This is a genomic window from Thermomonas sp., assembly GCF_047606765.1.
Lineage (GTDB): Bacteria > Pseudomonadota > Gammaproteobacteria > Xanthomonadales > Xanthomonadaceae > Thermomonas.
In genome coordinates this window covers 1-25,559 of sequence record NZ_JASGED010000002.1, presented here as the reverse complement: position 1 = coordinate 25,559, position 25,559 = coordinate 1, and the positions used below count along the sequence as shown (strand labels likewise).

The window sequence follows — 25,559 nt, the reverse complement described above, 5'->3', positions numbered from 1 at the left end:
GGTGGCAAGCCACGCAAGGGCAAGAAAGCCAATGCCGCCGAGCGGCTGGAAAACCTGCCGATGCCCGCCGTGCGCAGTGACCTGTCGCAGCCCTGGAACATCCTCATCACCGGCGTCGGTGGCACCGGCGTTGTCACCATCGGCGCGCTGCTGGGCATGGCCGGCCATCTGGAAGGCAAGGGCGCAACCGTGCTTGACCAGACCGGGCTTGCGCAGAAGGGCGGCGCGGTGACCACGCACATCCGCATCGCGCGCACGCCGGCCGACATCCACGCCGTGCGCATCGCCGCAGGCGAGGCCGACCTGGTGCTGGGCTGCGACATGGTAGTGGTCAACGACTACTGGGTGCTGTCCAAGATTCGCCCCGAGCGCAGCACCGTGGTGATGAACACATACGAGGCGATGCCCGGCACCTTCACCACCCGCCCGGACATGCAGTTCCCCGCTGCCGACATCGTGAAGGCGGTGAGCACTGCGCTGGATGGTGAAGCGCCGCTGCAGATCGACGCCACCCACATCGCCACGGCGCTGATGGGCGATGCCATCGCCGCCAACCTGTTCATGCTGGGCTATGCGTGGCAGCAAGGTCTGGTGCCGATTTCGTTCGACGCATTGATGCGCGCGATCGAACTCAATGGCGCTGCCGTTGAAATGAACAAGACTGCGTTCGCGTGGGGCCGGCTGGCGGTGATCGACATGGATGCGGTGGTCGAAGCCGCCGGCATCGTGCGCAACGCGCCTACCGCTGCCGAGGCCACGCCGCGCGCGCTGCCGCTGCTGGGCGCAACGCCGAACGAAGGCGCGGAATCCGGCCTGAACCCGCACACCGCCGACCTGCGTGCGGCGGATGAACTGCGTTACGTGCCGGCATCGGGAACCGGCGAAGTCGCCTTCCTGCCGCTGGATGACGAGCGGCTGTCGCGTTCGCTGGATGAAGTCATCGCCCGCCGCGTCGCCTTCCTCACCGATTACCAGAACGCCGGCTACGCGAAGCGCTATTCGGATTTCGTGGCGAAGGTGCGCGCGGCGGAAACCGCGAAGGTGCCGGGCTCCACCGCATTGTCCGAAGCGGTGGCGCGCTACTTCTTCAAGCTGATGGCCTACAAGGACGAATACGAAGTCGCGCGCCTGTACACCAGCGGCGAGTTCAAGCACCGCCTGCAACAGCAGTTCGAAGGCGACTTCACCCTGCGCTTCCATCTTGCGCCGCCGCTGCTGGCAAAAAAGAACGCGCAGGGCCAGTTGCAGAAGAAGGAATACGGCGCGTGGATGTTCACCGCCTTCCGCGTGCTGGCAAAACTGCGCGGCCTGCGCGGCACGCCGCTGGACGTGTTCGGCTACACCGCCGAACGCCGCAGCGAACGCGCGCTGATCGGCGAATACGAAAAGACCGTCACCAGCCTGCTGGACAAGCTGGATGCCGGCAATGCCGACCTGGCCGCCGACATCGCCAGCATCCCCGAGCACATCCGCGGCTACGGCCACGTCAAGGAAGCGCACCTGCACAAGGCCAAGGCGCGCGAAGCGGCGTTGCTGAAGGAGTGGGACAACCCGTTGCGGATCGTGCAGGCGGCTTGAGCCATTGCATTGCCCAGTACCGAGCAAGCTCGGTACCTGCGGCATTGATCGTCAGGTGTCCATCTGTGAAGCCGCATCCATCGCCATGTGCAGGATGCGGACAATCAGCAGCAGGCCATCTTGCATTTGCCTGTAATAGATGACGTGACCACCGTGCGGGAGCTTGCGGTAACCCGCGCGCACTTCATCACAGGAACGGCCAAGCAGCGGATTGTTCGCCAAGCCGCGAAATACCCGATCCATTTCCTTCAGGTATGCGTTGCGCTGGCGAACGCCCCATCGTTCCTCTGTAAACCGTGCAATCGCCTTCAGATCCTCCTGAGCGAGTCTGGTCAGGTCGAAACCACTCATTTACGTTCTGCGTCCATCCCGGCCATGAGCGATTCAAGGCTGTAATGGGCGCGACCACTTCGCTCGCCGGCCTTCAATGCACTGCGCAGCGCTTCAAGCTTGCTTTCGTTCGTCTCCAGCAGACGCAAACCTGCCCGCACAACCTCACTGGCCGAGCCGTATCGCCCGCTATCCACCTGTCCGGCGATGAACTGCTCGAAGTGGTCGCCCAGACTGACGCTGGTATTTCTGGCCATAAGCGCTCCTCCTGTACCAAATATTGGTACAGGAGATGTTCCGTGTCAAAGTGCCGATGCTTTTCCCATGCGCGTCGATCCCGGGAGTGCGGCGCTGCACTTACTTGCGTGCCGTCAAAATCGGCGTGAGATAATCCGGCTTGCCTTCGATGCGTTCCAGATGCGGATAGCGCAGGCCACCGCGATAGTCGATCTGGAGCGTGCGGTAGCGGTCGAAGTCCTTCACCAGCAGGCGGATCGGGGTGCCGTTCTTGCCGGTGTCGATGGCGTCCTTCATCGCATCATCGGAATACGCGGCATCGTTCACCGCCACGATCAACATGCCGGTGCCGATGCCGGCATTGAAGGCGGGGCTGTCCCAGCGCACGTCGTTGATGCTGCCATCCTTGCCAAGACTCAGGCCAAGGGAATAGACGTAGTCGCCCGCCACGCTGCCCTGCGCCTTGGCATAGGCACTCGGCTCATCCTTGTACACCAGCTTCCAGCCGCTGGCCTCGATGCCGCCGGTGATGCCGCGCTTGCCGTCCAGCCGTTCGCGCAGGAAGGTCGTCCAGTCATGCGCGACCACACCGTTCAGCGTGGCTATCACGGTGTCGAAGGTGTAGGTGTTCTGCACCGTCCATTCGCCATCATTGATGCCGAAGAAGGCGCGGGCGAAATCATCCAGCGACTTCTTGCCGCCGGTCTTGCTGCGGATCAGCGCGTCGGCTTCCAGCCAGATCATCTCGCCGCCACGGTAGTAGTCCTCGCTCATCTGCCAGTTGCGATAGGCGCGTGGCGCGCGCGCGGCGATGATCGGGTCGTTGGTGGTGTCCTGCACGTTGCGCCATTGCAGGCCGGGGCGGTTGTCGGCATAGGTGGCGGCAACCAGCGCCAGTGCATCGCGCGCGGCATCCAGCGGGCGCATGTCGCTGCGCGCGGCCAGCACGTTGCCCCAGTACTGGGTCTGGCCTTCATAGACCCACAGCAGGCTGTCCTGCATCGGCACGTTGAAGTTCGGCGTCCACAGATCCGCCGGGCGACGGTACTTGCCGTTCCACGAATGCACGAACTCGTGCGCCAGCAGGTCGGTGAAGCCGGCCTTCTCGTTCCAGCTCGTGAAGTAATCGGTGCCAACGCCATTTTCGCTGGAGCGCTGGTGTTCAAGCCCATTGCCGCCCATCTGCGCGGACAGCGAGAACAGGAACTGGTAGTGGTCGTAATGCTGCGCGCCAAACAACTTCAACGCCTGCGCGACCATCGCCTTGTGGATGTCAACCTGCTTCGGCTTGGCTTCCAGATATTTCGGCGCATCGGCGACCACGCCCAGCTTCACCGGCACGGTGCTGCCTGCCGGCGTCAGGTCGATGTTCTTCGCATGGCGACCGGCGTACACCGGCGAGTCGGCGAGGATGTCGAAGGGCACATCCTTGTAGTCGATGGTGTTGCCGTTGCGGCCTTCCTCATGCAGCGCGGTGAACGCAGTCCAGCCAGCGGGATAGGTGACGCGCGGGTCGAAGGTGATCCGGCTGATGTAATGGCCTGCCGGATACAGCGCGGCGGCGATGAATTGCAGGTTGAGCATGTTCGGCGTCATCACCACCCGGCCCTGGCCACTGCCGGTGGGCGTGAGGTAATCGAACTGCGCGATCAGTTCGCTTGCGTTCTCGGGCACGACAACATGGAAGGCGGCAACATCCAGCGGGTCGCGCTTCCAGTCCAGTTTCTTGCCGTTGGCCATGAAGGTAATACCGGCGATCTTGTCCAGCGGATTGCGTGGCGTATGCCCGCCTGGCACCCACATCGGATACAGCAGGGTCAGCGGGCCCGGCTTGACCGGAATGGTCTGCTTCACCTTGAAGATGCGCTGCGCAAGATTGGTGGCATCGACCTCCAGCTTGATCGTGCCCGGATAGTCGATGTCCTGCGGCGGCGGGATGGATGATGCCTGTTGCGCATGTGCGCCACCGGCAAGCAGCAGGAACAGGGCAAGAGGCAGCAGGCGACGGTGCGGCATGGGCAACTCCGGGTTCGGGCAATGCGCCCATCCTAGCGGGCCGCGCCGCGCATGCCCCTGCCGGAAGCCATGGACATAGCCTTCACCCTGCATCCGATATGGTGTTCGAAATCAACGAAGGAGAACGCCATGCGTCGCAACATGCTTGTTTTGATGCCCATCCTGTTTGCGCTGGGCGCCTGTGCCAGCACCGCTGACCAGCCGACCATGGCCGATGCCGCTGCCGGCAGCTGCAATGCCGATGCCACCCATGCTTTTGTTGGCAAGACGGGCGATGCCGCCAATGTCGAAGCCGCGCGCGCTGCCGCCGGTGCCACCACCGTGCGCACCATCAAGGCCGCGCAGGCGGTGACGATGGAATACCTGGCCGGTCGCCTGAATGTCTATCTGGACGTCAACGGCAACATCGAACGCATCGGCTGCGGTTGATGCCGCGATGATTCAGGCCGCAGGCTCATCCGCCTGCGGCGCGTCCACCGGCAGGTGGGCGGCATCGGTATGACGCCATGCCACGAAGGCGGCGATCAGCAACAGCACGGATGCGATCAGGAAGGCCACGCCGGGCATGCGCACCGGCGCATGCGGGCCAACGAAAAAGCCGAACGCACCCGCGAACAAGGCGGGTGCCACGATGCCGGCCAGTGACACCAGACTGCTCAATGCGCCCTGGATGCGGCCCTGTGTATCCGGTGGCACTTGTCGGGTAATCAGCGACATCGTGGATGGCCCGGCAATCGCCCATAGCGCGCTGATCGGCAGGCCGATCATGAACATCCAGCCAGTGCCGGCCAGTCCATACACCATGAAGCCGCCCGCGCCGCAGAGCAGGCCAAACAGCAATGCGTGCCGCTCGCCAAGCCGCTTCACCAGCCTGCCCACCAATGCCACATTGACGATCACGCTGAGCACGCCGACCACCGCCAGCACGTAGCCGGCCTGTTTTTCCTTCCAGCCGTAGGCGGCATCGGCAAACAGCACGAAGGTGCTGGGGTACACGTAATGCGCGAAGTTGGCGATGAACACCACCGCCACCAATCCCCAGATGCGCGGGTATTCCAGCAGCAGTTTTACCCCGCCCATCGGTTTGGCGTGGTGCCAGTCGAACGCAGGCGTGCGCCGCTGCGGCGGCAGTGATTCCGGCAGCACGAACAGGCCGTAGCAGAAGTTCAGCAGTGCAAGCACCGCCGCGAACCAGAACGGCAGGCGGTGGTCGATGTCGCCAAGCACGCCGCCGATCAATGGGCCAACGATGAAACCCAGCCCGAACGCCGCGCCGATCATGCCGAAGCTCTTTGCACGCTGTTCCGGCGCGGTCACGTCGGCGATGTAGGCATTGGCCGTGGTGAAGCTGGCCGATGTGAACGCACTGATGATGCGCCCCGCGAACAGCCACGCCAGCGACGGCGCAAGCGCCATGAACACGAAATCGACACCCAGCCCGAGGCAGGACAGCAGGATCACCGGCCTGCGCCCGAAGCGGTCGGACAGCGCGCCCTGAATCGGTGCAGCAAAGAACTGCACGAGCGAGAACGAAAACGCGAACACACCCGTCCAGTACGCCGCCGTGGAGATGTCGCCACCCACGAACTGCTGCACCAGGTGCGGCAGCACCGGGATGATGACGCCGAACGCCAGCACGTCGATCAATACGGTGACGAAGATGAAGGCGAGCGCGGCCTTGCGCGCGCCGGGATTGGGGGTGGTGTTCAAGCGTGTTTCCTTTGGAAGATCATGTGGTCGCGGCTCACACCGCAAACGCATCCGTCGCCAGCCATGACGCATGTTCGCGCACGTCGTCCGGCCAGCGTGCGATGTGTTCCTCGAAGCGCGCGGCATCGCCGGCGAACAATGCGCGTGCGGCGTCCTCGAAGCCCGCTTCGTCGCCCGCCATCGCCTGCATGAAACGGAACGCGGCTTCCTGTGCTGCGCGGCGGCGGTCGTCGTCGGCATGCACGCGGCGCGCGTCCTCCACCAGCTTGCGCAGCGCCACCGAAGCACCGCCGGGTTGCGCGGCCAGCCAGTCCCAATGGCGCGGCAGCAGGGTCACTTCGCGCGCCACCACGCCCAGCTTCGGGCGACCTGGCCTGCGCGGCGGTGCGGGGCGCGCATCGTCGCCGGCCAATGCATCAAGTGGCAGCGACAGGCGTCGCAGCAGCTCACCTGCTGGCAGTTCCAGCGGCAGTTCCACGTTGCGGCCATCGGCATCGTCGAACACCCGCACCGGCCGATCGGGATGCAGGTCGAACGCCTGCTTGGCCTTCATCGCCACGTGGCGCAGTTCGCCGCTGGCGATCCGGTGCGTTCCGGAGAAGGCGGTGCAGCGCAGGGACGGGGTGGACACGGGCAGGCCTCCTGAAAGCGAAGGCAAATATTATCCGGGTTAAATCCGATCAGCAAGGCGAGAAAATCAACGTCCATGGACTCCCGCCTTCGCGGGAGTGACGGTGGTGGTGCGCGGGAGTGACGTGCGCGGTCAGCGCCCCGGCCCCACGTCGATGAACTGCAGGAACTCGGCGCGGGTGCGCGCGTCCTCGCGGAAGCTGCCCAGCATCTTGCTGGTCACCATCGACACCCCGCGCTTGTGGATGCCGCGCGTGGTCATGCATTCGTGCGCGCCCTCCACCACCACGCCCACGCCGCGCGGCTGCAGCGCGCGCTGAATGCAGCCGGCGATCTGCGCGGTCATCTTTTCCTGCACCTGGAAGCGGCGGGCATAGGCCTCGACAACGCGCGCCAGTTTGCTGATGCCGACCACCTTGCCGTCCGGCAGGTAGCCGATGTGTACCTTGCCGATGATCGGCGCCATGTGGTGCTCGCAATGGCTTTCGTACTCGATGTCGCGCAGCACGATCATCTCGTCGTAGCCGGCCACTTCCTCGAAGGTGCGCTGCAGGTAGTCGTCGGCGTCCAGCGCGTAGCCGCTGAACCAGTCCTCGTAGGCCTTGACCACGCGCTTGGGCGTGTCCAGCAGGCCTTCGCGCGTCGGATCGTCGCCAGACCAGCGCAGCAGCGTGCGCACGGCGTCTTCGGCCTGTTGGCGGGTGACGTTGTGGCGGCTGTCGTCGGACATGGCGGCTCCGGAGCGAAAACGGGGCATGCATGTTAGCGCGTCCATCGATGTGGCCCATGTGACCATCCGCATAGGCAGGTTGGCGCGACAAGGCACACAATCGGCAGGCCACCCCTTTCCGAGGAAGTCCGATGTCCCCGCTCCTGCTTCGCAGCACCCTTGCCTTCGCCATCACGCTGGGCCTTGGCCTGACTGCCTGTTCCAACACCAGCGGTGATTCCGCCAACAAGACCACCGTTGCCGCCAGCGCGGAACAGGTCAAGGCCGAATCCGCCCGCCTCAATGCATGGTTCAACAAGAAATACGAGGAACAACTGCAGTTCAGCCCGATGCAGTTGACCATGCTGGGCCGCAAGGAGTTGTACGACCAGATCGATGACCTGTCCGAAGCCGGCCAGCGCAAGCAACTGGCATGGCTGGAAGCCACGGTGAAGGAGATGGAAACCAGCTTCGACCGCAACAAGCTGGATGCGGAGACGCAGCTGTCGTGGGACTTGTGGAAGCAGCAGTACGAGCGCAGCCGCGATGGCATCGCCTTTCTGCACAACGGCTATCCGTTCAACCAGATGAGTGGTGTGCAGAGCTACGCGCCCACCTTCCTCATCAATTTCCACAAGGTCGATGACGAGAAGGATTACCTGGCCTACGTCACGCGCCTCGGCAAGATCGGCACTGCCTTCGACCAGGCGCTGGACATCGCGCGCGCGTCCGTCGCCAAGGGCAACCGCCCGCCGAAGTTCGCCTATGAGGGTGTGATCGACCAGTCGAAGAAGGTCATCACCGGCGCGCCGTTCGATGGCGGCAAGGACTGCGCGCTGTGGGCCGATGCGCAGGCCAAGGCCGATGCACTGGCGAAGGACGGCAAGATCAGCGCGGAGCGCGCCGCCGAACTGAAGGCGCAGGCGCGCACGGCCCTGCTGGAACAGGTCAAGCCGGCCTACGAGCGCGTGATCGCCTTCGCCACCGAGGAACTGCCGAAGGCGGCAGAAAACGCCAGCGGCGTTGGCAGCACGCATGCAAATGGTGCGGATTACTACGCGCATCAGTTGAAGGTGAACACCTCCACCGCGATGACCGCCGAGGAAATCCACGCACTCGGCCTTTCCGAAGTGGCGCGCCTGCGCGGTGAACTGGAAAAGGTGAAGGAACAGGTCGGCTTCAAGGGTGACCTGCAAGCCTTCTTCAAGCATGTGCAGGCGGACAAGGCGCGCCTGTATCCCAACACCGACGCGGGCCGGCAGGCTTATATCGATGATGCCAGCAAGGCCATCGACAACATCAAGAAGCAGTTGCCCAATTACTTTGGCCTGCTGCCCAAGGCTGATCTTGTGGTCAAGCGCGTGGAAGCCTTCCGCGAGCAGGACGGCGCGGCGCAGCATTACTACCCCGGCACGCCAGATGGCTCGCGTCCCGGCATCTATTACGCGCATCTGTCCGACATGAACGCGATGCCCAAGACCGAGCTTGAAGTCATCGCCTATCACGAAGGCTTGCCCGGCCATCACATGCAGATTTCCATCGCGCAGGAACTCACCGGCATTCCCACCTTCCGCACGCAGGCATTCGATACCGCTTATGTGGAAGGCTGGGCGCTGTATGCGGAATCACTGGCGAAAGAAATGCCGGGCACCTACAAGGATCCGTATTCCGAATATGGCCGCTTGATGTCCGAGATGTGGCGCGCGATTCGTCTGGTGGTGGATACCGGCCTGCACGCCAAGGGCTGGACCGAGCAGCAGGCGGTGGATTACTTCCGCGCGAACAGTTCCGTGCCGGATGCCGCGATCAAATCCGAAATCCAGCGCTATCTGGTCACGCCCGGCCAGGCCACGGCGTACAAGATCGGCATGATCCGCATCCAGCAGCTGCGCAAGAACGCGGAAGCCGAGCTTGGCGACAAGTTCGACATCAAGGGCTTCCACGACGCCGTACTGGGTGGAGGCGCGCTGCCGCTGGATCTGCTGGAAAAGCGCGTGGCGCTTTGGGTGGATGCGAAGAAGGCCGGCTGAGGCAACACGCGCCATTCAATACACGCACCATCAAGGACGCGAACGGGCAGGCGATGATCGCCTGCCCGTTTTGTTTGTGGTGCTGCGAAAAACAAAAAATGCAGCAAGCGGGCTCAATCGCGCGCCGCTTCCGGCGCACCGATGTTGCCGCGGCTGTAGATGCCGGAGCGGTCAAAGCAGCAGATCCGTCGCTTGCCTGCGGCCAGCATGTCGCAGGCATTGCGGATGCGACGGGCGCGGGTATCCACCTGTTTCGCCGTACTCAACCACTGGATGAAATCGCGGCGTGCAGCAGCGGTGATCGTCTTCCATTGGGCCAGTGCGGCGGGCGCGCCCGCCAGCGCTTTGCGCAGGTCGGGCGGCAGCCTGGGCTCCGGCTCCTTCGCAGCTGGCGCTATTTCAAGTGCCACCGTGTCACTGGCTTCGATGCCCGCTGCTTCATGCAATGCGCGCGGCACCTTCAACCAGTGACTGCCCTCGCCATCCGGTTCCAGCGTTGCCTTGAACGGCTGCCCCGCGAACATGCCCTCCACGCTGACCATGCCGCGCGATGGCAGCCTGGCGCTCGCGGATTTGGGCAGCCGCAGGAAACGCCACGTCGCATTCTTCGGCATGGCCGGGCGCAGCAGCGTGGCCTTGAAGCGGATCGGGGATGAAGGCTCAGGACTCATTGCGCCACCGCCGGTACCAGCGTGTCATGAATGGGTTTGACCCAGCCGTCGGCCTGCATGTCCCACAGCACGAAATCGGAATCGAATTGCCAATAGCTCCAGCCGAAGCCGTAGCCCTCGGCGGTGCGTGCCACGGCCGCAGTCCACGCGACGCGCTGCGCCATGCCTGCGCTTTCCAGCGCACCGAACTCGCCCAGCACGAGAGGTCACATTCAGCGAACCGCATCCGGTGTAATTCCATTGTCATACGTGACAGAAGCGCCGTAGCGCGTCCGAGTAGAGTTCCGGGTTGTCAGCCAAATGCACCCGCAAGATTGGGCCCCGCTTCAGGGCCGAAGTGACAAATGCGTCAAGCGCTGGCTTGTTTTCATGCCCAAAGTTTTTCTCGAGCACGGCGATGTGCTCGAGATAGTTCAAAAACATCTCGGCTAGCGTTAGAGCCTGGTCGTAGTCCGGGTCTCTGGGCAGGAGTTCCACCCCATCGAAGATGTACTTGCGAAGATGCGGATGCGCAACGAGATGGCTACGGAAGCCAGATGCCTGCTCATAAATCGCAGCGTGACTAGCAACCCTGATCGACTGATTCAGGTTCCGCAGCTGCAAGTAAACGAAGGGAAGACCAACTGCGGCAATCACCACGCCGAGGATCGAAACCAAGAGTTGCGAGAGTTCAATTGACATCAATCAGACTCCTGAAGCCCGTTCCTGTGCGGCCTGGTTTCGCACTTTACTCCAGGTCTTCGATCTCATGACTAGCCCTTCGTCCGCACAGCGCGAGGTGATGGCTATCTATATCTAATCATTCAGTGCGTAACACGGCAGCGTTCATGCCAATGCGCTGCCGCTCAAGAACATATTGTTGCGTGGTGGGTGAGCAAGGTCCGAACGAGCTCGGCTTTTTCTGGATCGTTTGACATGGAAAGACGATCAACCAAGTCAGCCATCTTCTTAGTGAATCCGGAAGATGCATCCGCATCAGCAAGTGACGTACGCATTGCGATCATCTCTGGGCGCGAAGAGAGCATCGCAATAGCGGTGTTGTTGAGCTCGTTCTGCCACCCGATGATCTGCGACTTAACCTCCTGCAACGTTCGTTCGGCAGCCACGGCTTGTTGGCGAGCATTCCACCAAAAAATGATGGAAAGAGTGAGGCTCACAAAAGCCACGAGAAGATCAACGCTCATCAAAGCCTCCAATGCAGTCTAACCTTGAGTCATCAAGATCTAACTACGGGTTGCCCCAACCTCCACCCCAACCCCGACACCCGGCTGGCATGGCGTGACAGCGCGGTTTCGATCACCTGCGCGCTGCCTGCGATATGCAATGCGGAACGTGCGCGGGTGATGGCGGTGTAGAGCAGTTCGCGGCTGAGTACCGGGCTGTCGGCGCGGGGGAGTTGCAGCCAGACCGTGTCGTGTTCGCTGCCTTGTGCCTTGTGTACGGTCATGGCGAAGGCGCTTTCATGCGCGGGCAGTGCAGCGGGGTGGAAGGCGCGCACGCCATCGCTGCCGCCGGGGAACCATGCCAGTTGCGTGCCGTCGGCATCCGGCAGGCAGATGCCGATGTCGCCGTTGAACAGGCCGTGGCGGTAGCTGTTTTCGGCGATCAGCAGCAGGCGACCGGGGAACCATGCGGGCGGGCTGCCGATGCGGCGGCTTGCGAGTTGCGCTTCGATGCGGGCGTTGAGGCCGCGTGCGCCGTGCGGGCCTTCGCGCAGGGCGGTGAGCAGGCGCAGTCCACTTGCCTGCTGCAATGCACGGGCGGGGTCTGCCTGCGTGGCGAGCGTGCGCCAGTGTGCAAGCAGGTCGATGCCGCGCGCGTGCAACGGGTCATCGATGTGTTCATGGAAATGGATGCCGGGCAGTTCGGCACTGCGCAGCAGGCGCAGGGTTTCGGCGGCATCGCCGCTGCGCACGGCGTCGGCCAGCGGGGCGAGGTGCAGGGTTTCGCTTTGGCGATAACCGCGCAGCAGGTGGATGCGGCGGGCGGGGAATGGCGATTCGTCATCACTCGCTGCATCAAGTATCGACGCCAGCACGTCACCGGCTTCCACCGAAGGCAACTGATCGGGATCGCCCAACAGGATCAGTTGCGCGCCGTCGGCAACGGCATCCGCCAGTTTGCACATCAGCGGCAGATCGACCATCGATGCTTCATCGACCACCACGATGTCGAATGGCAACGGGTTGCCGGCGTGGTGGCGAAAGCGCGGGGAGTCGGGGATGGTGCCGAGCAGGCGGTGCAGGGTGCTGGCGCCGCTGGGCAATGCAGCAAGCACGGCATCATCGATGCCAAGCGCGGCCATTTTTGATGTGGCATTGCGCAGGCTTTCGGCCATGCGTTCGGCGGCGCGGCCAGTGGGCGCGGCCAGCGCGATGCGCGGCAGTGGTTTGCAAGCGTGCTGCGCCTGTGCGATGCGCAGTGCCAGCAGCTTCGTGATGGTGGTGGTCTTGCCGGTACCGGGGCCACCGGTGACGAGCAGCAGCGCGTAATGCAGGGCCAGCGTGGCGGCGCGGGCCTGGCGGTCTTCGGAAGCGCCCTCATCCGCCCGTTGGGCATCTTCTCCCGCAAGCGGGAGAAGGAAGAGTGTTGCGAACAACGGTGCAATGGCGTTGCCGTCGCCTTCAATGGCATGCGATGCGATGCGATGCAGATGCAGCGCCAGCCGGCGTTCGTATTCGCGGTAGCGGCGCAGGTAGAGCAGATTGTTTTCCAGGACGAGCGGCGCGGCCTCTGCTTCGTCTTTCGACGATGCCGGCGTTGCGACCCAGCGCGATGCCGCAAGTGTTTGCGACCACGCAACGGCATCCGGCCACGGCAGTGCGGCATCGACCAGCAACTGCGGGCGAGTGAGATCAAAAGCGGCATGGCCTTGCGTCACCGCCAGCGATGCCAGCGCGGCAGCGGCCAGCACCAGATCGGTCGTGTCGGGATCAAGGCGGCGCAAGGTATCGGCCAGCGCCAGATCGACTGCGCGCAATGCGCCGGTTTCGCGGAGGCTGCGCAGCAGGTTCATTGCGTTGCCCCTGGCAGTGGTGTGGCCAGCACGGCATCCACCGCATCGACCAGCTCGCGCGTGAACGGCAGTGCGTGCATGCCGTGCCCCGGCTGCGCGGGATCCAGCCCGCGACAGAACAGGTAGCGCACGCCGCCAATGTGGCGGGCGAAGTCGTAATCGCGGCCGAGTTTCGCGCGCAGCCAGCGTTGCAGGGCCACCGCGTACAGCAGCGCCTGCCAGTCGTATTCGGCATCCTGCATGGCCTGCGCCAGCGCGGGCGCGTCGTAGGCGGGCAGGCGGTTGGTCTTGTAGTCGATCACGTAGAACCGGCCATCGATGCGGCAGGTCAGGTCGATCTTGCCGGTCATCAGCCCGGACAGCGCCTGCCATGCGCCGAAGCCGTGGCGATGCGGCAGCACGCCATGTGCGTGCAGCACCGCCAGCAGTTCGTCCACGCGGGTACCGCGCAGGGCGAAGTGGAACTCCATTTCGTCGAGGCGCGCGCGCGGGTCGAGGTCGCACAGGCGGAAGCGGTTGCCATCGATGCCGGGCACCTGCGCTTGCAAGGTGCGCGCGATCAGCGGTGCGATCAGCGGCAGGCCTTCGCGCGCTTCGTCATCGCGATAGCCGAACGCAGCAAAGGCGCGCAGCACGATGTCGTGCTGGCTGCCCGGAATATCGTCGCCTTCGCGCCATGCATTGAAATCCGCATGCTCCAGCGCGTGGTGCAGCACGTTGCCGAAGCGCGCGCCTGCAAAACGCGGGTCAGCGGCGGGCAGCGGCGGCAGTGCATCGCGTTCGTCATCCGCCGGGGTTTCGTCGTGCAGTGCGTGCTGGCCGTGCGGGGCTTGCCGATGCAGCTGGCTGAAGCTGTGCATCCACCAGTCGCGTTGCAGTGTGCGCGTTGGCGTGCGCGCAGGCGGCAGGTGTGGTGTTGCCTGCACTGGCAGGCGCGCGGGATGTTCGGGCGGCAGACCTTCACTGACCATCAGTTGATCGCCCAACACGGCACGCAATTCGCTTGATGGTGTGTTGCCACCCAGCAGGCGGTGCAGCGCGGTGTTGTGGTTCGATGCCAGCGCGCCGCCGCACAGCCACAGCGCTTCGCGCGCGCGGGTGATGCCGACGTAGAGCAGGCGCATGTCCTCGGCGTGGTCTTCCTGCTTGTGCGCGGTGGTGGCTTGATCCCACGTTGGCCCATTGCCATGCACATGTTCTGTTTTCCACTGGCGCACGCGCTGGCCGTGATGGTGGAACACCGCGAGCTTCGGCACCTTGTCGTCGCGCCCGATGCCGACGAAGGGCAGGAACACCAGCGGGAATTCCAGGCCCTTGCTCTTGTGCAGGGTCATGATTTGCACGCGGTCGGCGTCGGATTCCAGGCGCGGCAGTTGTGCTTCGTCCTCGTCGTCAGGGCTGGCGATCACGCCTTGCAGCCAGTCCACCTGCCCTTGCAGGCCCAGGCTGCGGGTTGCGGCCTGTTGCAGCAGTTCGCCCAGTTGCAGCAGGTTGGCGATGCGGCGTTCGCCGTTTTCGAGGCCCAGCAGGCGCGCGGTTTCGGCAGCCACCACATCGGTCAGCATTGCCTGCGGGCCGTGGTCTTGCCAGCGCGCGCGCCAGTCATTGAAAACATGCTGACGGATGCGCAAGGTTTCGCCGTCATCGGCCAGTGCGGCCAGCGCATCGGCGTCCAGCCCGAACAATGGCGTTGCCAACGCGGCGCGGGTGCGCGCGGCGTCGGCCGGCTGCAGCAGGGCCAGCAGCAGGGTCAGCAGTTCGCTGGCTTCATCGCTGGCGTACAGGCTGCGGCGATCCACCGATGCCGCCGGCACGTTGCGTTGCGCCAGTGCATGGCGCACGGCCACGCCTTCTGCATGCGTGCGCACCAGCACCGCGCAGTCGCGTGGTTCCAGCGGGCGCAGGCGGTTGCCGTCGCGGCGTTGCAGATGACCGTCGCGTGCCTGTTGCAGACGCACGCGGATGGCCTCGGCGCAGAGTGCGGCGGCGTGTTCGATGGATTCGTCTTTCGTCCAGTCTTTCGTCTTGCCATCGACGATGCGCGGCGGCACCGCGTGGAAGGCCAGTGGCGCGGCGGGTGTGCCATCAGATTGCAGGTCGTCATCGCGCGCTTTTTCGCCTGCCTGCACAGGCGTGAAGTCGATGCCTTCGCCCAGCGCTTGCGCCGGCATGCCTGCGAACACGGCATTGGTGGCAGACAGCAACAACGGGCGCGAGCGGAAGTTGCGCTCCAGCCGGATGTCATCACGCTGCACGACCTGGCGCGCTTCGACATAGGTATGCACGTCGCCGCCACGGAAGCGGTAGATCGCCTGCTTGGGATCGCCGACCAGCACCAGCCCGCCGTCGCCTTCGGCGAACAGCGCGCGGAAGATCTCCCACTGGCGCGCATCGGTGTCCTGGAACTCGTCCACCAGCGCCAGCCGGTACTGCGCGCGCAAGGCGCGGGCCAGCGGTGCGCGGGTGGCATCATCCTTCACGGCGGCATGCAGCGCGCCGATCAGGTCGTCGTAGTCGCGCAGTTGCAGCGCGGCCTTGCGTTCGTCGTTGCGCTGTTTTGCACGCGCACGGAAGCTGTGCAGGCGTTGCAGGTCGCTGGCTTCCTGCCACGCGGAGAATGGTGCGTGCGCCATCAGGAATGCGGCGATGGCATCGAACAACAGCGACTGCGGCGTCTTGCCTGCACCGGCGTTGCTGGTGCCATCCAGCAGTGCTGCTGGCGTCAGTTTCGCCAGCTTGTCGTGCAGTTCGTGCGGGAATGCTTCGCTGGATCGGGCTTGCGTGGAAAACCAGTTCCACAATGACGCGATGTGTTCCGGCTTGTACTGGTTGTTCTTCAGTGTTTTTGCGGCAATCGCATGCAGCAGTGCGTCGCGCGTTTCATCGCCTGCGTCAACGAAGCGCTGGCAAAGCGCCTGCCACGCCGCTGCAATTTCCAGCCTTGGATCGGGCGGCAGGCGTTCGGGTTTTTGCGGCAGCATGGGTTCGTGCGACAGCAGATCACCCAGCGCCTTGCGCAGTCCATCAACATCGCCAAAGTGACGGCGCAGGAAGGCGACCTGTTCGGCATCGCCCGCATATTCGCGCCACAGTGCCAGTGCCAGTTGCCGACGCGCGGGGGCGAGGCTGGTTTCGATGCCGGTTTCGCCCGGCATCTGCCCGGCGTCCAGCGCATGTTCCGCCAGCACGCGCTGGCAGAAGCCGTGGATGGTGGCGATCTGCGCAAGGTCAAGATCGCGGGCGGCGCGCGCAAGGCGCAGGCGCAAAGCGATTGGCGATTCGCCCGCCGAAACCGTTGTGTGCAGCATGCGCCGCAGCAAGGCGGTTTCCGCATTGTCGCCTTCGCGTTCCGGCGGATCGTCTGCCTGCCAGTCGGCGGCGAGCATCGCCGCCTGTTGCAGGCGCAGGGCGACGCGGGCGCGCAGTTCCTGGGTGGCGGCTTTGGTGAAGGTGACGGCAAGGATTTGCTGCGGCGCAAGTCGGCGCTCGATCACCGCGCGCACGAACAACCCCGCCAGCGCGAAGGTCTTGCCGGTGCCGGCGCTGGCTTCGACCAGGCTGCACGCATCCAGTGGGGTGTCGAACACGGCATTGCTCATGACAATGCCTCCAGTGCGCTCGCATCGGCATCACGCAGGGCGGCGAATATCGCGCGGGCAAATGCGGCGAAGCGTTGTTCGGCATCGTCACCGCCATCAACGAACGGCTCGCGTCCGCGCAGTGCAAGCGCGGTGGCGGCGCTGCGTTCGCCGGCGTTGCTGTAACCGCCGCGCCATTCATTGGCAGCCAACTTGAAGCCCGCGGTATCGTCCTTTGCAGAGACGAAGGCGTATGCGCTTTTCGGCAGGAATGGAATCGGCTCGACTGCCATTCGCCGCTGCAAGGCGAACAGCGCCTGCAATGCGGCGCGCGCGGCAGCGGGATCGGCGGGCGGAGATTCGATCAGCGTCACTTCGCCGCTATCGGCATGCAGTTCCAGCAATGCGATGCCCTGCGTTGCCGCGACCAGCGCATCCAGCCGATGCCGCAACACATGCCCGCCATGCAATCCCTTCGGGCGCAGCGCGGCGCGGAACAGGCCACGCGCATGCAGGCCGCTCAGCGTGCCGGCCAGGTGCGCATCACCGAGGTCGAGCGCGTAGGGCTGCGCGCCGCCGGTTCCGCCCAAGCCATGCTGCAGCGCTGTTTCTGCAAACGGTGTGACTTCGTCCAACACCTGCGCCAAGGCCATGCGTCCGTCTGCGCCGGGTGCGGCCAGTGCGCGTGCCAGCAGGCGAGCATGCAGGGCATCCAGCGATGGTCGCGCGCCATCGTGCAGCCACACAGCGAATAGCTGTTCGCGCAGGTGATGCCGCAGCAGGGCATCGGGCGGGCCGAGCGGTTCGTGGTCGTCGGTTGCGGCGTCTTCTTCCGGCAACCGCAGGCGCAGGCCGTGGCGCAGCCAATACGCCTGTGGTTTGTTCAGTGCGCTGCGCAGGTGATCCAGCGACAGCGCGGCTTCGCCCGCATCGAGCAATGCCAGTGGTTGTGGTGCGAATACCGAAAGCGGCATTGCACCGGGCGTGACATCTGCCGCCGCGCGCCAGCGCGCATCAAAGCTGAAACGGCGCGGATCGCCTTCGGTCTGGTCTGCATGCGCCGCGCCGAACGCCGCCGGGGAGAACGGTTGCAGGGCATGGCGCACCACCAGCGCCTTGCGTGCCTCGTCGTGATCGGCGTGATAGCGCGCGGCCACGTCCAGCAGTTCGGCCACCACCGATGCCGGTTCGCGCGTGCTGCCATCGCGCGCATCGAAGCCCTGCCAACTGACGTGGAAGGCATGCGATGCCGAAGAAAAAAGTTGCAGGAACAGGTAGCGGTCGGCATCACGCCGCGAAGGATCGCCGACTTCGCGATCCGTGGTGTCCAGCGATTGGGCGATGCGGTTGAGCGGGTCACGCGGATCGCGTGCGGGGAACGCGCCATCGTCCATGCCCAGCAGGCAAATGACGCGGAACGGGATCAGCCGCATCGGCACCATCCGCCCGAAGCAGATGCCGCCGGACAGGAACGGCGCGCGTGCGTCGGGTTGCGTCAATACCGACAGCAGTTCGGCGCGCACCACGGCATGCGCAACAGGTGCATCGAAGCCGGCGATGGTGGCGCCCGTCGCGAAGGCCGCGATGGCGTTGCGCAGGCGCTGCAAGGTGGCGCGGTCGCCGGGGTCGCGCGGTTCGTCGCCGCACAGCGCCAGCAGCAGGCCGTCCAGCAGGCGTGCCCATGCCTGCGGCGATTTGTCCTCGCGCATGTCGCGGCCTGCACCGCGCAGCACGGCAAGCAGGCGCAGCAGCGCGTCGAGGGCGTCGGTGGCGCTGCCTTCCAGCGTGGGCAGCGGCGCAATGCCGGCAATGTCGTCCTCATCGCCGCTGGCATAGCCCAGCAGCAGGCGATCCACCGCGAATGCGAAGGTATAGGCATCGCCTTCGCCGTGATGGTGCGTGCGCTCATCCGCATCCAGGCCCCAGCGCGCACCGGCCTGCGCCAGCCATGTGCGCAGGCGGCTGCGCACGGCATCGTCGGCATCGAAGCGCTGCGCAAGCGCAGGCACCGCCAGCAGGTCGAGCAGTTCGGCCAGCGCCAGCGGGCGTGCCGGCAGGTCGAGCAGGCGCACGAAGGCAGCGGCAAGCGATGCACTTGCAAGCGGGCTGGTGTCGGCGATGGTGTACGGCAGTTCGCGCGCGCTGCGCAGCGCGCCACCGAACACGGCTTCCACATGCGGCGCGTACTGGTCGATGTCCGGTGCCAGCACGGCGATGTCGCGGGCGTTGAGTTCGGGATCGGCTTCCAGCAATGCGCGCAACTGGTCGTGCAGCACCTGCACTTCGCGCAAGCGGGTGTGGCAGGCGTGGAAGCGCAGGCTGGCGTCGCCACGTTCCACCTGTTTGCGCGGCCAGTGCGTGTCGTCTTTTTGCGAACGCGCGGGATCGAGGTTGGCGAGCACGTCCGCCTGCATGCGCCCAAGCAGGTGCGTGCGCCTGGGCTGCGCGAAGGCGGGTACTTCGATCCGCGCGTGCACGGCCTCGCCACCTGCAAGCGCCGCCACGAAATCGCGTTCGGCGCGGCCCCATGCGGCCAGTAGCGGATTGCTGCCGGCATCCAGCACGGCATCGTCATCTGCTGGCGTGTAGCGCGCGCGCCAGTCGCCAAGGCCGGCGGAAAACGCTTCGTTCCAGAACCCGCTGCTGGGCGCGTGCAGGAAGAAGTGCTGCTCGCCCGCGCGGGACTGGCTGGCAATCACCTGCAACACATCGGGCGACATGTTCTGGCAGGCGAACACGAACAGGCGCGGTGGCAGGCCCGTGGGCGTCTGCGCGGCATTCGTGCCGAAGCGCAGCAGGTAGTCGCCGATGCGGCGCGCGCGGTGGGCGCGGTCGCGGGCGATGGTGCGCCACAACTGCGCCTGCGCGTCATCGGGCTCCGCGCCGGCTTCCCAGCGCAGCAGCAGGTCGCGTCGCCACGCCTGGTATTTCTCGAAGCTGTCGGCCAGGCCGCAGGCCAGCGCCCATGTGCGCAGTGGATCGGCATCGGCAAGGAAATGCGCGTATGCGTGTGGCGGTGCATCGTGCAGCGCGCGCAGCAGGTGCCAGCGCGATACCTCCGGCGACAGGCGATCTGCCTGCGATGCCGGGCCGAGATTGGCTGCAAGCGCCACATCGACGAACTCGCCCGGCGTCAGGAAGCGCAGGTTGGCGCAGATCCCCGCATGGCTGGCGAGGAATTGCTGCAACCAGCGGCGCATCGCGAACTGCGGCACCAGCACGATGTCCGGGCGCATCCAGTCGCCGTCCGGCGGCGGCGTGTTCAACTGCGCGGACAGCACGCCTGCCAGCACCTCCAGCGCATTGGAGTGATACAGGCGGAAGTCGGGCGCGGCGGCAGTCATCGACCTGCATTGTGCAGGAGCCGTTCTCGCCGGCCGCGACCGTGGCGGCTTATGTCATGTGCGAAGTCGGAGTAATATTCCTGTACTGCCCGGTTCAGACTCATGCTCGCATTCAGCTTGCGCGGGCGATCATTACCCGATTTTTTCCGCTCCCCATTTCCCACCATGACATCGCCTTCCGCCCCTGCCGTGCAGCTGCACGCGGTTCGCCTGGACCGCGGTGGACGCACGATCCTGTCCGGGCTGGAACTGCGGGTGCCGCGCGGCAGCATCACGGCGGTGCTGGGGCCTTCGGGCAGTGGCAAGTCCACCCTGCTGGCGGCGCTGACCGGTGAATTGCCGCCGGCTGCCGGGCGCGTGGAGGTGTTCGGCGCGCCGGTGCCGACGGGGCATCGCGCGCTGCTTGCGATGCGCAAGGGTCTGGGCGTGCTGTTGCAGGGCAATGGCCTGCTGACGGATTTGTCCGTGGCCGAAAACGTGGCGCTGCCGCTGCGCGCGCATACCGATCTGCCGGAGCCGGTATTGCAGGCGCTGGTGCGGATGAAGCTGCATGCGGTGGGCCTGCTGGCGGCTGCGAATGCGTGGCCGCGCGAATTGTCCGGCGGCATGGCCCGGCGCGTGGCGCTGGCACGCGCGCTGGCGCTGGATCCGCCGCTGATGCTGTACGACGAGCCGCTGACCGGGCTCGACCCGATTGCCAGCGGCGTCATCATGAGCCTGATCCAGCGGCTCAACCGCACGCTGGGCCTGACCAGCATCATCGTCAGCCACCACGTCCACGAAACCCTGCCGATTTGCGATCAGGCGGTGGTGGTGGCCGATGGCCGTATCATCTTCATTGGCACGCCCGCGCAGTTGCAGGCCAGCGATGACCCGCTGGTGCGGCAATTTCTTGACGGCCAGCCGGACGGCCCCATTCCCTTCGATGCGCCGGTGCGCGCCTGCGGGCAGGAGGTCGCCTGATGGCTTTCGCCAACGCCATGCGTTCGGTGGGACGCGCCGGCCTGTTCGGGCTGACGATGCTGCGCGGCTCCACGCCCACCCGCGACTTCCTTGCCGAACTGCTGCGCGAGATCTACAAGGTCGGCGCGCGTTCGCTGCCGATCATCGCGGTGGGCGGTGCCTTCGTTGGCCTCGTGCTGACCTTGCAGGGTTATCGCACGCTGACCACTTACGGTGCGGTGGATGCGCTGTCCACCCTGCTTGGGCTGTCGCTGTATCGCGAACTCGCGCCGGTGCTGACCGCGCTGCTGTTCATCGGCCGCGCCGGCAGTTCGATTGCTGCCGAACTTGGTTTGATGCGCGCCACCGACCAGATCAAGGCGCTGGAGTTGATGGCGATCGATCCGGTGGCGAAGGCGGTAGCGCCGCGCTTCTGGGCGGCGGTGCTGACCGTGCCGCTGCTGACCGGCATCTTCTGCTCGCTGGCGATCACCGCTGGCTGGTTCGAAGCCGTGCAGGTGCTCGGCATCGACAACGGCACGTTCTGGTCGGGGCTGCGCGGCAGCGTCGATTTCTGGGACGACTTCGGCGTGTCGCTGCTGAAGTCCGCCGTGTTCGGCGGCACGGCTGCACTGGTGGCCGCTTACGTCGGCTTCCATGCCGAACCGACCATCGAAGGCACCTCGGTCGCCACCACCCGCGCGGTGGTCAACGCCTCGCTGCTGGTGCTGATGTTCAACTTCATCCTTTCCGCCTTGTTGTTCCAGTGAGACCCAAGACCATGGCCATTCGCGGACCACGACTCGAATTCGCCGTCGGTGCCTTCCTTGTGTTGGCGCTGGCTTCGCTGCTGGTGCTGGCGCTGGCATCGACCAACCGCCAGTTCGGCATGGGCGGCGGGCAATATCCATTGACCGCGCGCTTCACACAGGTCGGCCAATTGCGCGCGCAGGCGCCGGTGAAGATCGGCGGCGTGGTGGTGGGCCAGGTGAAGGCCATCGACCTTGACCCGAAGACCTTCCAGTCGGTGGTCACGCTGTCGATCAACAACCGCTACAACCAGCTGTCGGCGGACACCTCTGCCGGCATCTTCACCAGCGGCCTGCTGGGCGAGAACTACATCGGCCTGTCGCCGGGTGGTGACCCCGAGGTGCTCGCGCCCGGCGATGAAATCGCCTACACCCAGCCGGCAGTCGATCTGTTGCAGCTGGCTGGCAAATACATGTTCAGCGGCGGTGATGCCGCAAGCGGCAACGATGCCGCCGCAACCGAGCCGGCATCGCCCGACACACAGGAAGAAGGAGACACCCCATGAAGCAATATCTCGCCACTGCACTGCTGACCGCATTGTTTGCCGCCACGCCTGCGCTGGCTGCATCGCCGGCTGCGCCTGCGACAGCGCCCGCCGCGCAAGGCACGGCCAGCAGCGTGGTGCTGCAAACCTCCAATCGCCTGCTGGCGACGCTGGATGACCGCCGCGCCGAGTTCAAGGCCAACCCGGCGGCGCTCAACCAGTTCATCAAGGGCGAGTTCAACCGCAGCTTCGATGCCAACTACGCCGCAACACTGGTGTTGGGCGTGCATGGCCGTGGCGCGTCGGCGGCCGACGTGGCCGACTTCGCCGCCGCGATGGCCGACAGCCTGACCGCGCGCTATGGCAGCTCGCTGCTGGACTTCAACACCCGCCTGCAGGTGAAGGTGAAGTCGGAGACCGCGCTGCCGGGCAACCGTGGCGTGCGCGTGAGCACGCAGATGCTGCGCCAGGGCCAGCCGCCGATCCCGGTGGACTACCTGCTGCGCAACAGCGGTGGCCAGTGGAAGGTGTTCGACGTGATGGTCGAAGGCATTTCCTATGTGCAGTCGTTCAAGAACCAGTTCGATGCGCCGCTCAGCCAGAAGTCGATCCGCCAGGTCGCTGCCGACCTGCGCGCCGGCAAGCTGAAGGCCAGCGGCGATACTGCCGGCAAGAAATGACCATGACTGCCGCCAGCCTGCGTCGCGACGGCGAGCGCCTGTGCCTGTCCGGCACGCTCGACCGCGCCGCCGCCATCACGCTGTGGCCGCAGGCCGTGGCGGCGATGGATGGCGCGCGCATGCTGGATGTGGAAGCGGTCGATGCGGTGGACAGCGCCGGTCTTGCGATGCTGGTGGCGCTGGCCGAACGCATGCACGCGCCCGCCGTGCAAGGCGCGCCACGCGGCATGGATGAACTGCTGGCGGCGTACCGGCTGACGCCGGCGCTGTCGTTCGATGACAACCGCAACTGACGCCGCCATGACCCGCACGCCTTCATTCCGCCTGCCGCTGCTGCTTGTTGTGTGCGCGCTTGCCAGTGCCTGCGCCACCACCGGCAAGCAGGCTGTGACGCCAACGCCGGACAAGGATGTGGCCGTTGTGGCGGATGTTGCAGCCCAGACGCCGGACGCATCGACACCAGACACGTCGGCAGAAACCGTTGCCGATGTCGCGAGGGATGCGCAGGTGCAGGCTGCGGAGGCATCGGATGATGCGGTCGCAAGCGCAGATGCGGATGTGCCGTCATCGCAAGACGCGGCTGCGACCAGCGCCGAAACCGACTTCGACGCGATCTACGGCGATGCAAGCGGCACGGCCACTGCGCCTGCCGCCTTTGATCCGTGGGAGAAGTACAACCGCAAGGTGCATGCGTTCAACAGCGCGGTGGACAGGCGCATCGCCAAACCGCTGGCACAGGCTTACGTTGCGGTGGTGCCACAGCCGATCCGACGCGGCGTACACAACGTGTTCCAGAATCTCGAAGAACCCATCACCATCGTCAACAGCGTGTTGCAGGGCAATCCACGGGGTGCGGCCAACGCACTCGGCCGCTTCCTGCTCAACAGCACGCTTGGCATCGGCGGCGTGTTCGACATCGCCAGCAGCAAGGCAAAGATGCCGGATCGCGGCGAGGACTTCGGCCAGACCATGGCGGTCTGGGGCTGGAAGCGTTCGCGCTATCTTGAACTGCCGTTCCTCGGCCCGCGCACCCTGCGTGATGTCGTGGGTTTGGCCGGTGACTGGAAACTGCGGCCGCTGGGCTACGTCAAGGACGACAAGAGCCGCATCTTCCTGCAGGGCGCGCAACTGGTGGACATGCGCGCACAGGTGCTGTCGTTCGAATCACTGGGCGAAGGCGCAACCGACGAATACGCGCTGTTCCGCGACATCTGGCTGCAGCGGCGCAACTACCAGATCAATCAGGCTGGCCGGCGCGATCCGCAGCAGGTCGAGAGCGACCTGCCGCCGTATCTGCAGGAAGACGCCGAAGCGCCGAAACCTGCATCCGCAGGCGACTGAGTTCCGGTTAGCCCGGCAACGCCGGATCGTCCGCGCCCGGCAGGGCATCCACATCGCGCAGGCTGCGTTCGATCGCGCGGGTGCGCACGCCGGTCTGTTCGATCTGCCGGCTGGCCTGCTCCAGCTTGGTCTTCACGTTGTCGAGCACGTCGCCGAACTTGCCGAACTCGGTCTTGGCCTTTTCCAGGATGCGCCAGACTTCCGCCGAGCGCTGTTCAATGGCGAGCGTGCGGAAGCCAACCTGCAAACTGGTGAGCAGGGCAAGCAATGTGGTCGGGCCCGCAATCGTGATGCGTAGCTCGCGCTGCATGGCCTCGAACAGGCCGGGCCGGCGCAGCACTTCGGCATACAAGCCTTCGGTGGCGAGGAACAGCACCGCGAACTCGGTGGTGTGCGGCGCGGAAACATATTTGCCGCGAATGCGCCTGGCTTCCTCGCGCACGCGCCGCTCCAGCGCATCGCCCGACGCGCGCACGGCATCGGCATCGGCGCGCTCCTGCGCATCCAGCAGGCGTTCGTAATCCTCGCGCGGGAACTTGGCGTCGATCGGCAGCCACACCGTCGCATCCGCGCTGGAACCGGGGAAGCGCACCGCGAACTCCACGCGCTCATTGCTGCCGGGAATGGTGGCGACGTTGGCCGCGTACTGGTCGGGTGCGAACACCTGTTCCAGCAGGCCGGCCAGCTGCACTTCGCCGAACACGCCGCGCGACTTCACATTGGTCAGCACTCGCTGCAAGCCGCCAACATCGGCGGCGAGCTTGCTCATGTCGCCGAGGCCCTGATGCACCTGCGAGAGCATCTGATGGACGTTGGCGAAGCTCTCGGTCAGCCGCGTTTCCAGCGTGGCGTGCAGCTTTTCATCGACGGTGGCACGCATCTGCTCCAGCTTGTGCGCGTTGTCTGCCTGCAATTCCTTCAAGCGGCCTTCCAGTGTGGCGCGCATCTCGCCGATACGCTGTTCGTTGCGTGCGGTCAACTCGCGCAGTTGCGCGGTCAGGGCATCGGCGAATTGCTGCTGGCCGGTGGCCAGCTCCAGCCGCGCCTTGTGCGCGTCATCGGTCAGCGCGGCGCGCAGTTCGTCCAGCCGCGCATCGGTGCGCTGGATCGAATCGGCCAGTTGCTCGCGCAATTCGCCGCGCCCGGCGCGCTGTTCCTCGCGCAGCAAACCGCCCAGCGTCTGTTCGGGACGGCGCAACAGCAGGGCCAGCAACAGGCCGATGGCCACCAGCACGGCCACCAGCAGCAGGATCAGCAGAAGTTGGGTGGAATCCATGCCGGCAAGTGTAGCGGCGGGCGTCGCAATGGCTGCGACAGGCAAAAAGAAGGTTCTTCACGTATTCCCGGGGAAGGTGGCCTTGATCTTCAGGAAGAAGTAGGCGCTGTCCCGGTAGCCGTAAGCCATGCGCTTGATGACCTTGATTTTGTTGTTGATCCCTTCCAACTGGCCGGT

Annotated in this window: 24 protein-coding genes; 9 read left to right on the top strand and 15 right to left on the bottom strand. The window is 65.2% G+C overall.

The genetic code is table 11. The features are described 5' to 3' along the window. Nucleotides 1–1,578: DUF6537 domain-containing protein (locus QM612_RS00210; protein ID WP_415251881.1), on the top strand; the 1,578-nt coding region annotated here is incomplete at its 5' end. 51 nt (nt 1,579–1,629) lie between these two features. On the opposite strand, the gene QM612_RS00205 is transcribed toward QM612_RS00210, so the two are convergent. From QM612_RS00205 to QM612_RS00195, 3 genes are all read right to left on the bottom strand, one after another. After that, nucleotides 1,630–1,929: a type II toxin-antitoxin system RelE/ParE family toxin gene (locus QM612_RS00205; protein ID WP_415251880.1), complete on the bottom strand. Its 300-nt coding sequence runs from the start codon at nt 1,927–1,929 to the stop codon at nt 1,630–1,632. Continuing rightward, nucleotides 1,926–2,165, bottom strand: a complete 240-nt coding sequence (locus tag QM612_RS00200) for a type II toxin-antitoxin system ParD family antitoxin (protein ID WP_415251879.1) — start codon at nt 2,163–2,165, stop codon at nt 1,926–1,928. The genes QM612_RS00205 and QM612_RS00200 overlap by 4 nt, the downstream gene beginning before the upstream one ends. A 100-nt stretch (nt 2,166–2,265) precedes the next feature. Beyond that, nucleotides 2,266–4,161: a M61 family metallopeptidase gene (locus QM612_RS00195; protein ID WP_415251878.1), complete on the bottom strand. Its 1,896-nt coding sequence runs from the start codon at nt 4,159–4,161 to the stop codon at nt 2,266–2,268. Between the two features lie 129 nt (nt 4,162–4,290). On the opposite strand from QM612_RS00195, the gene QM612_RS00190 reads away from it, so the two are divergent. After that, nucleotides 4,291–4,590: an I78 family peptidase inhibitor gene (locus tag QM612_RS00190; protein WP_415251877.1), complete on the top strand. Its 300-nt coding sequence runs from the start codon at nt 4,291–4,293 to the stop codon at nt 4,588–4,590. 12 nt (nt 4,591–4,602) lie between these two features. On the opposite strand, the gene QM612_RS00185 is transcribed toward QM612_RS00190, so the two are convergent. The 3 genes from QM612_RS00185 to folE all read right to left on the bottom strand — a co-directional run bounded on the left by QM612_RS00185 (nt 4,603) and on the right by folE (nt 7,231). Further along, nucleotides 4,603–5,871: a TCR/Tet family MFS transporter gene (locus QM612_RS00185; RefSeq protein WP_415251876.1), complete on the bottom strand. Its 1,269-nt coding sequence runs from the start codon at nt 5,869–5,871 to the stop codon at nt 4,603–4,605. A 34-nt stretch (nt 5,872–5,905) separates the two neighbouring features. Continuing rightward, nucleotides 5,906–6,502, bottom strand: a complete 597-nt coding sequence (locus QM612_RS00180) for a DUF2239 family protein (protein ID WP_415251875.1) — start codon at nt 6,500–6,502, stop codon at nt 5,906–5,908. 132 nt (nt 6,503–6,634) lie between these two features. Further along, on the bottom strand, nt 6,635–7,231 hold the full coding sequence (gene folE, locus QM612_RS00175) for a GTP cyclohydrolase I FolE (protein ID WP_415251874.1): 597 nt from the start codon (nt 7,229–7,231) through the stop codon (nt 6,635–6,637). A 131-nt stretch (nt 7,232–7,362) separates the two neighbouring features. Between folE and QM612_RS00170 the strand changes: the two genes are divergently transcribed. After that, nucleotides 7,363–9,240: a DUF885 domain-containing protein gene (locus QM612_RS00170; RefSeq protein WP_415251873.1), complete on the top strand. Its 1,878-nt coding sequence runs from the start codon at nt 7,363–7,365 to the stop codon at nt 9,238–9,240. Nucleotides 9,241–9,353: 113 nt separating this feature from the next. On the opposite strand, the gene QM612_RS00165 is transcribed toward QM612_RS00170, so the two are convergent. The 7 genes from QM612_RS00165 to recC form a co-directional block, all read right to left on the bottom strand. Beyond that, the gene (locus QM612_RS00165) at nt 9,354–9,911 is read right to left on the bottom strand and encodes a YdeI/OmpD-associated family protein (protein ID WP_415251872.1); all 558 of its coding nucleotides are present in this window, start codon (nt 9,909–9,911) and stop codon (nt 9,354–9,356) included. After that, nucleotides 9,908–10,111, bottom strand: coding sequence for a hypothetical protein (locus tag QM612_RS00160; RefSeq protein ID WP_415251871.1), 204 nt, complete (start codon nt 10,109–10,111; stop codon nt 9,908–9,910). The genes QM612_RS00165 and QM612_RS00160 overlap by 4 nt, the downstream gene beginning before the upstream one ends. Before the next feature lie 43 nt (nt 10,112–10,154). Continuing rightward, complete coding sequence (locus QM612_RS00155; protein ID WP_415251870.1) at nt 10,155–10,592, bottom strand: hypothetical protein; 438 nt, start codon at nt 10,590–10,592, stop codon at nt 10,155–10,157. 164 nt (nt 10,593–10,756) lie between these two features. Further along, the gene (locus QM612_RS00150) at nt 10,757–11,095 is read right to left on the bottom strand and encodes a hypothetical protein (protein WP_415251869.1); all 339 of its coding nucleotides are present in this window, start codon (nt 11,093–11,095) and stop codon (nt 10,757–10,759) included. Between the two features lie 32 nt (nt 11,096–11,127). Beyond that, the gene (gene recD, locus QM612_RS00145; protein ID WP_415251868.1) at nt 11,128–12,927 is read right to left on the bottom strand and encodes an exodeoxyribonuclease V subunit alpha; all 1,800 of its coding nucleotides are present in this window, start codon (nt 12,925–12,927) and stop codon (nt 11,128–11,130) included. Beyond that, nucleotides 12,924–16,526 (bottom strand): UvrD-helicase domain-containing protein, encoded by a 3,603-nt coding sequence (locus tag QM612_RS00140; RefSeq protein ID WP_415251867.1) that lies wholly within the window; start codon nt 16,524–16,526, stop codon nt 12,924–12,926. Before QM612_RS00140 ends, recD begins: the two co-directional genes overlap by 4 nt. Further along, nucleotides 16,523–19,849 (bottom strand): exodeoxyribonuclease V subunit gamma, encoded by a 3,327-nt coding sequence (gene recC / locus QM612_RS00135; protein ID WP_415251866.1) that lies wholly within the window; start codon nt 19,847–19,849, stop codon nt 16,523–16,525. Before recC ends, QM612_RS00140 begins: the two co-directional genes overlap by 4 nt. A 165-nt stretch (nt 19,850–20,014) precedes the next feature. On the opposite strand from recC, the gene QM612_RS00130 reads away from it, so the two are divergent. The 6 genes from QM612_RS00130 to QM612_RS00105 are packed head-to-tail and all read left to right on the top strand — an operon-like array spanning nt 20,015 to nt 24,106. Continuing rightward, nucleotides 20,015–20,812, top strand: coding sequence for an ABC transporter ATP-binding protein (locus QM612_RS00130; protein ID WP_415251865.1), 798 nt, complete (start codon nt 20,015–20,017; stop codon nt 20,810–20,812). Next, a complete protein-coding gene (locus tag QM612_RS00125; protein WP_415251864.1) occupies nt 20,812–21,561 on the top strand; it encodes an MlaE family lipid ABC transporter permease subunit in 750 nt (249 codons plus the stop codon). The genes QM612_RS00130 and QM612_RS00125 overlap by 1 nt, the downstream gene beginning before the upstream one ends. 11 nt (nt 21,562–21,572) lie before the next feature. Beyond that, complete coding sequence (gene mlaD / locus QM612_RS00120) at nt 21,573–22,106, top strand: outer membrane lipid asymmetry maintenance protein MlaD (protein ID WP_415251863.1); 534 nt, start codon at nt 21,573–21,575, stop codon at nt 22,104–22,106. Further along, a complete protein-coding gene (locus QM612_RS00115) occupies nt 22,103–22,765 on the top strand; it encodes an MlaC/ttg2D family ABC transporter substrate-binding protein (protein WP_415251862.1) in 663 nt (220 codons plus the stop codon). Before mlaD ends, QM612_RS00115 begins: the two co-directional genes overlap by 4 nt. Before the next feature lie 2 nt (nt 22,766–22,767). Beyond that, on the top strand, nt 22,768–23,058 hold the full coding sequence (locus QM612_RS00110) for an STAS domain-containing protein (protein WP_415251883.1): 291 nt from the start codon (nt 22,768–22,770) through the stop codon (nt 23,056–23,058). Next, a complete protein-coding gene (locus tag QM612_RS00105; protein WP_415251861.1) occupies nt 23,042–24,106 on the top strand; it encodes a VacJ family lipoprotein in 1,065 nt (354 codons plus the stop codon). Before QM612_RS00110 ends, QM612_RS00105 begins: the two co-directional genes overlap by 17 nt. Nucleotides 24,107–24,113: 7 nt before the next feature. Here the strand turns inward: QM612_RS00105 and QM612_RS00100 are convergent, their stop codons facing one another. Both QM612_RS00100 and QM612_RS00095 read right to left on the bottom strand, forming a co-directional pair. After that, complete coding sequence (locus tag QM612_RS00100) at nt 24,114–25,382, bottom strand: DNA recombination protein RmuC (RefSeq protein WP_415251860.1); 1,269 nt, start codon at nt 25,380–25,382, stop codon at nt 24,114–24,116. A 57-nt stretch (nt 25,383–25,439) separates the two neighbouring features. Continuing rightward, on the bottom strand, nt 25,440–25,559 hold a 120-nt coding region (locus tag QM612_RS00095; RefSeq protein ID WP_415251882.1), incomplete at its 5' end, for a transposase.

Coding starts and splice junctions, on each gene's coding strand:
- QM612_RS00205 (WP_415251880.1), bottom strand. CDS start 1,929: ATGAGTGGTTTCGACCTGACCAGACTCGCTCAGGAGGATCTGAAGGCG.
- QM612_RS00200 (WP_415251879.1), bottom strand. CDS start 2,165: ATGGCCAGAAATACCAGCGTCAGTCTGGGCGACCACTTCGAGCAGTTC.
- QM612_RS00195 (WP_415251878.1), bottom strand. CDS start 4,161: ATGCCGCACCGTCGCCTGCTGCCTCTTGCCCTGTTCCTGCTGCTTGCC.
- QM612_RS00190 (WP_415251877.1), top strand. CDS start 4,291: ATGCGTCGCAACATGCTTGTTTTGATGCCCATCCTGTTTGCGCTGGGC.
- folE (WP_415251874.1), bottom strand. CDS start 7,231: ATGTCCGACGACAGCCGCCACAACGTCACCCGCCAACAGGCCGAAGAC.
- QM612_RS00170 (WP_415251873.1), top strand. CDS start 7,363: ATGTCCCCGCTCCTGCTTCGCAGCACCCTTGCCTTCGCCATCACGCTG.
- QM612_RS00165 (WP_415251872.1), bottom strand. CDS start 9,911: ATGAGTCCTGAGCCTTCATCCCCGATCCGCTTCAAGGCCACGCTGCTG.
- QM612_RS00155 (WP_415251870.1), bottom strand. CDS start 10,592: ATGTCAATTGAACTCTCGCAACTCTTGGTTTCGATCCTCGGCGTGGTG.
- QM612_RS00150 (WP_415251869.1), bottom strand. CDS start 11,095: ATGAGCGTTGATCTTCTCGTGGCTTTTGTGAGCCTCACTCTTTCCATC.
- recD (WP_415251868.1), bottom strand. CDS start 12,927: ATGAACCTGCTGCGCAGCCTCCGCGAAACCGGCGCATTGCGCGCAGTC.
- QM612_RS00140 (WP_415251867.1), bottom strand. CDS start 16,526: ATGAGCAATGCCGTGTTCGACACCCCACTGGATGCGTGCAGCCTGGTC.
- recC (WP_415251866.1), bottom strand. CDS start 19,849: ATGACTGCCGCCGCGCCCGACTTCCGCCTGTATCACTCCAATGCGCTG.
- QM612_RS00130 (WP_415251865.1), top strand. CDS start 20,015: ATGACATCGCCTTCCGCCCCTGCCGTGCAGCTGCACGCGGTTCGCCTG.
- QM612_RS00125 (WP_415251864.1), top strand. CDS start 20,812: ATGGCTTTCGCCAACGCCATGCGTTCGGTGGGACGCGCCGGCCTGTTC.
- mlaD (WP_415251863.1), top strand. CDS start 21,573: ATGGCCATTCGCGGACCACGACTCGAATTCGCCGTCGGTGCCTTCCTT.
- QM612_RS00115 (WP_415251862.1), top strand. CDS start 22,103: ATGAAGCAATATCTCGCCACTGCACTGCTGACCGCATTGTTTGCCGCC.
- QM612_RS00110 (WP_415251883.1), top strand. CDS start 22,768: ATGACTGCCGCCAGCCTGCGTCGCGACGGCGAGCGCCTGTGCCTGTCC.
- QM612_RS00105 (WP_415251861.1), top strand. CDS start 23,042: ATGACAACCGCAACTGACGCCGCCATGACCCGCACGCCTTCATTCCGC.
- QM612_RS00100 (WP_415251860.1), bottom strand. CDS start 25,382: ATGGATTCCACCCAACTTCTGCTGATCCTGCTGCTGGTGGCCGTGCTG.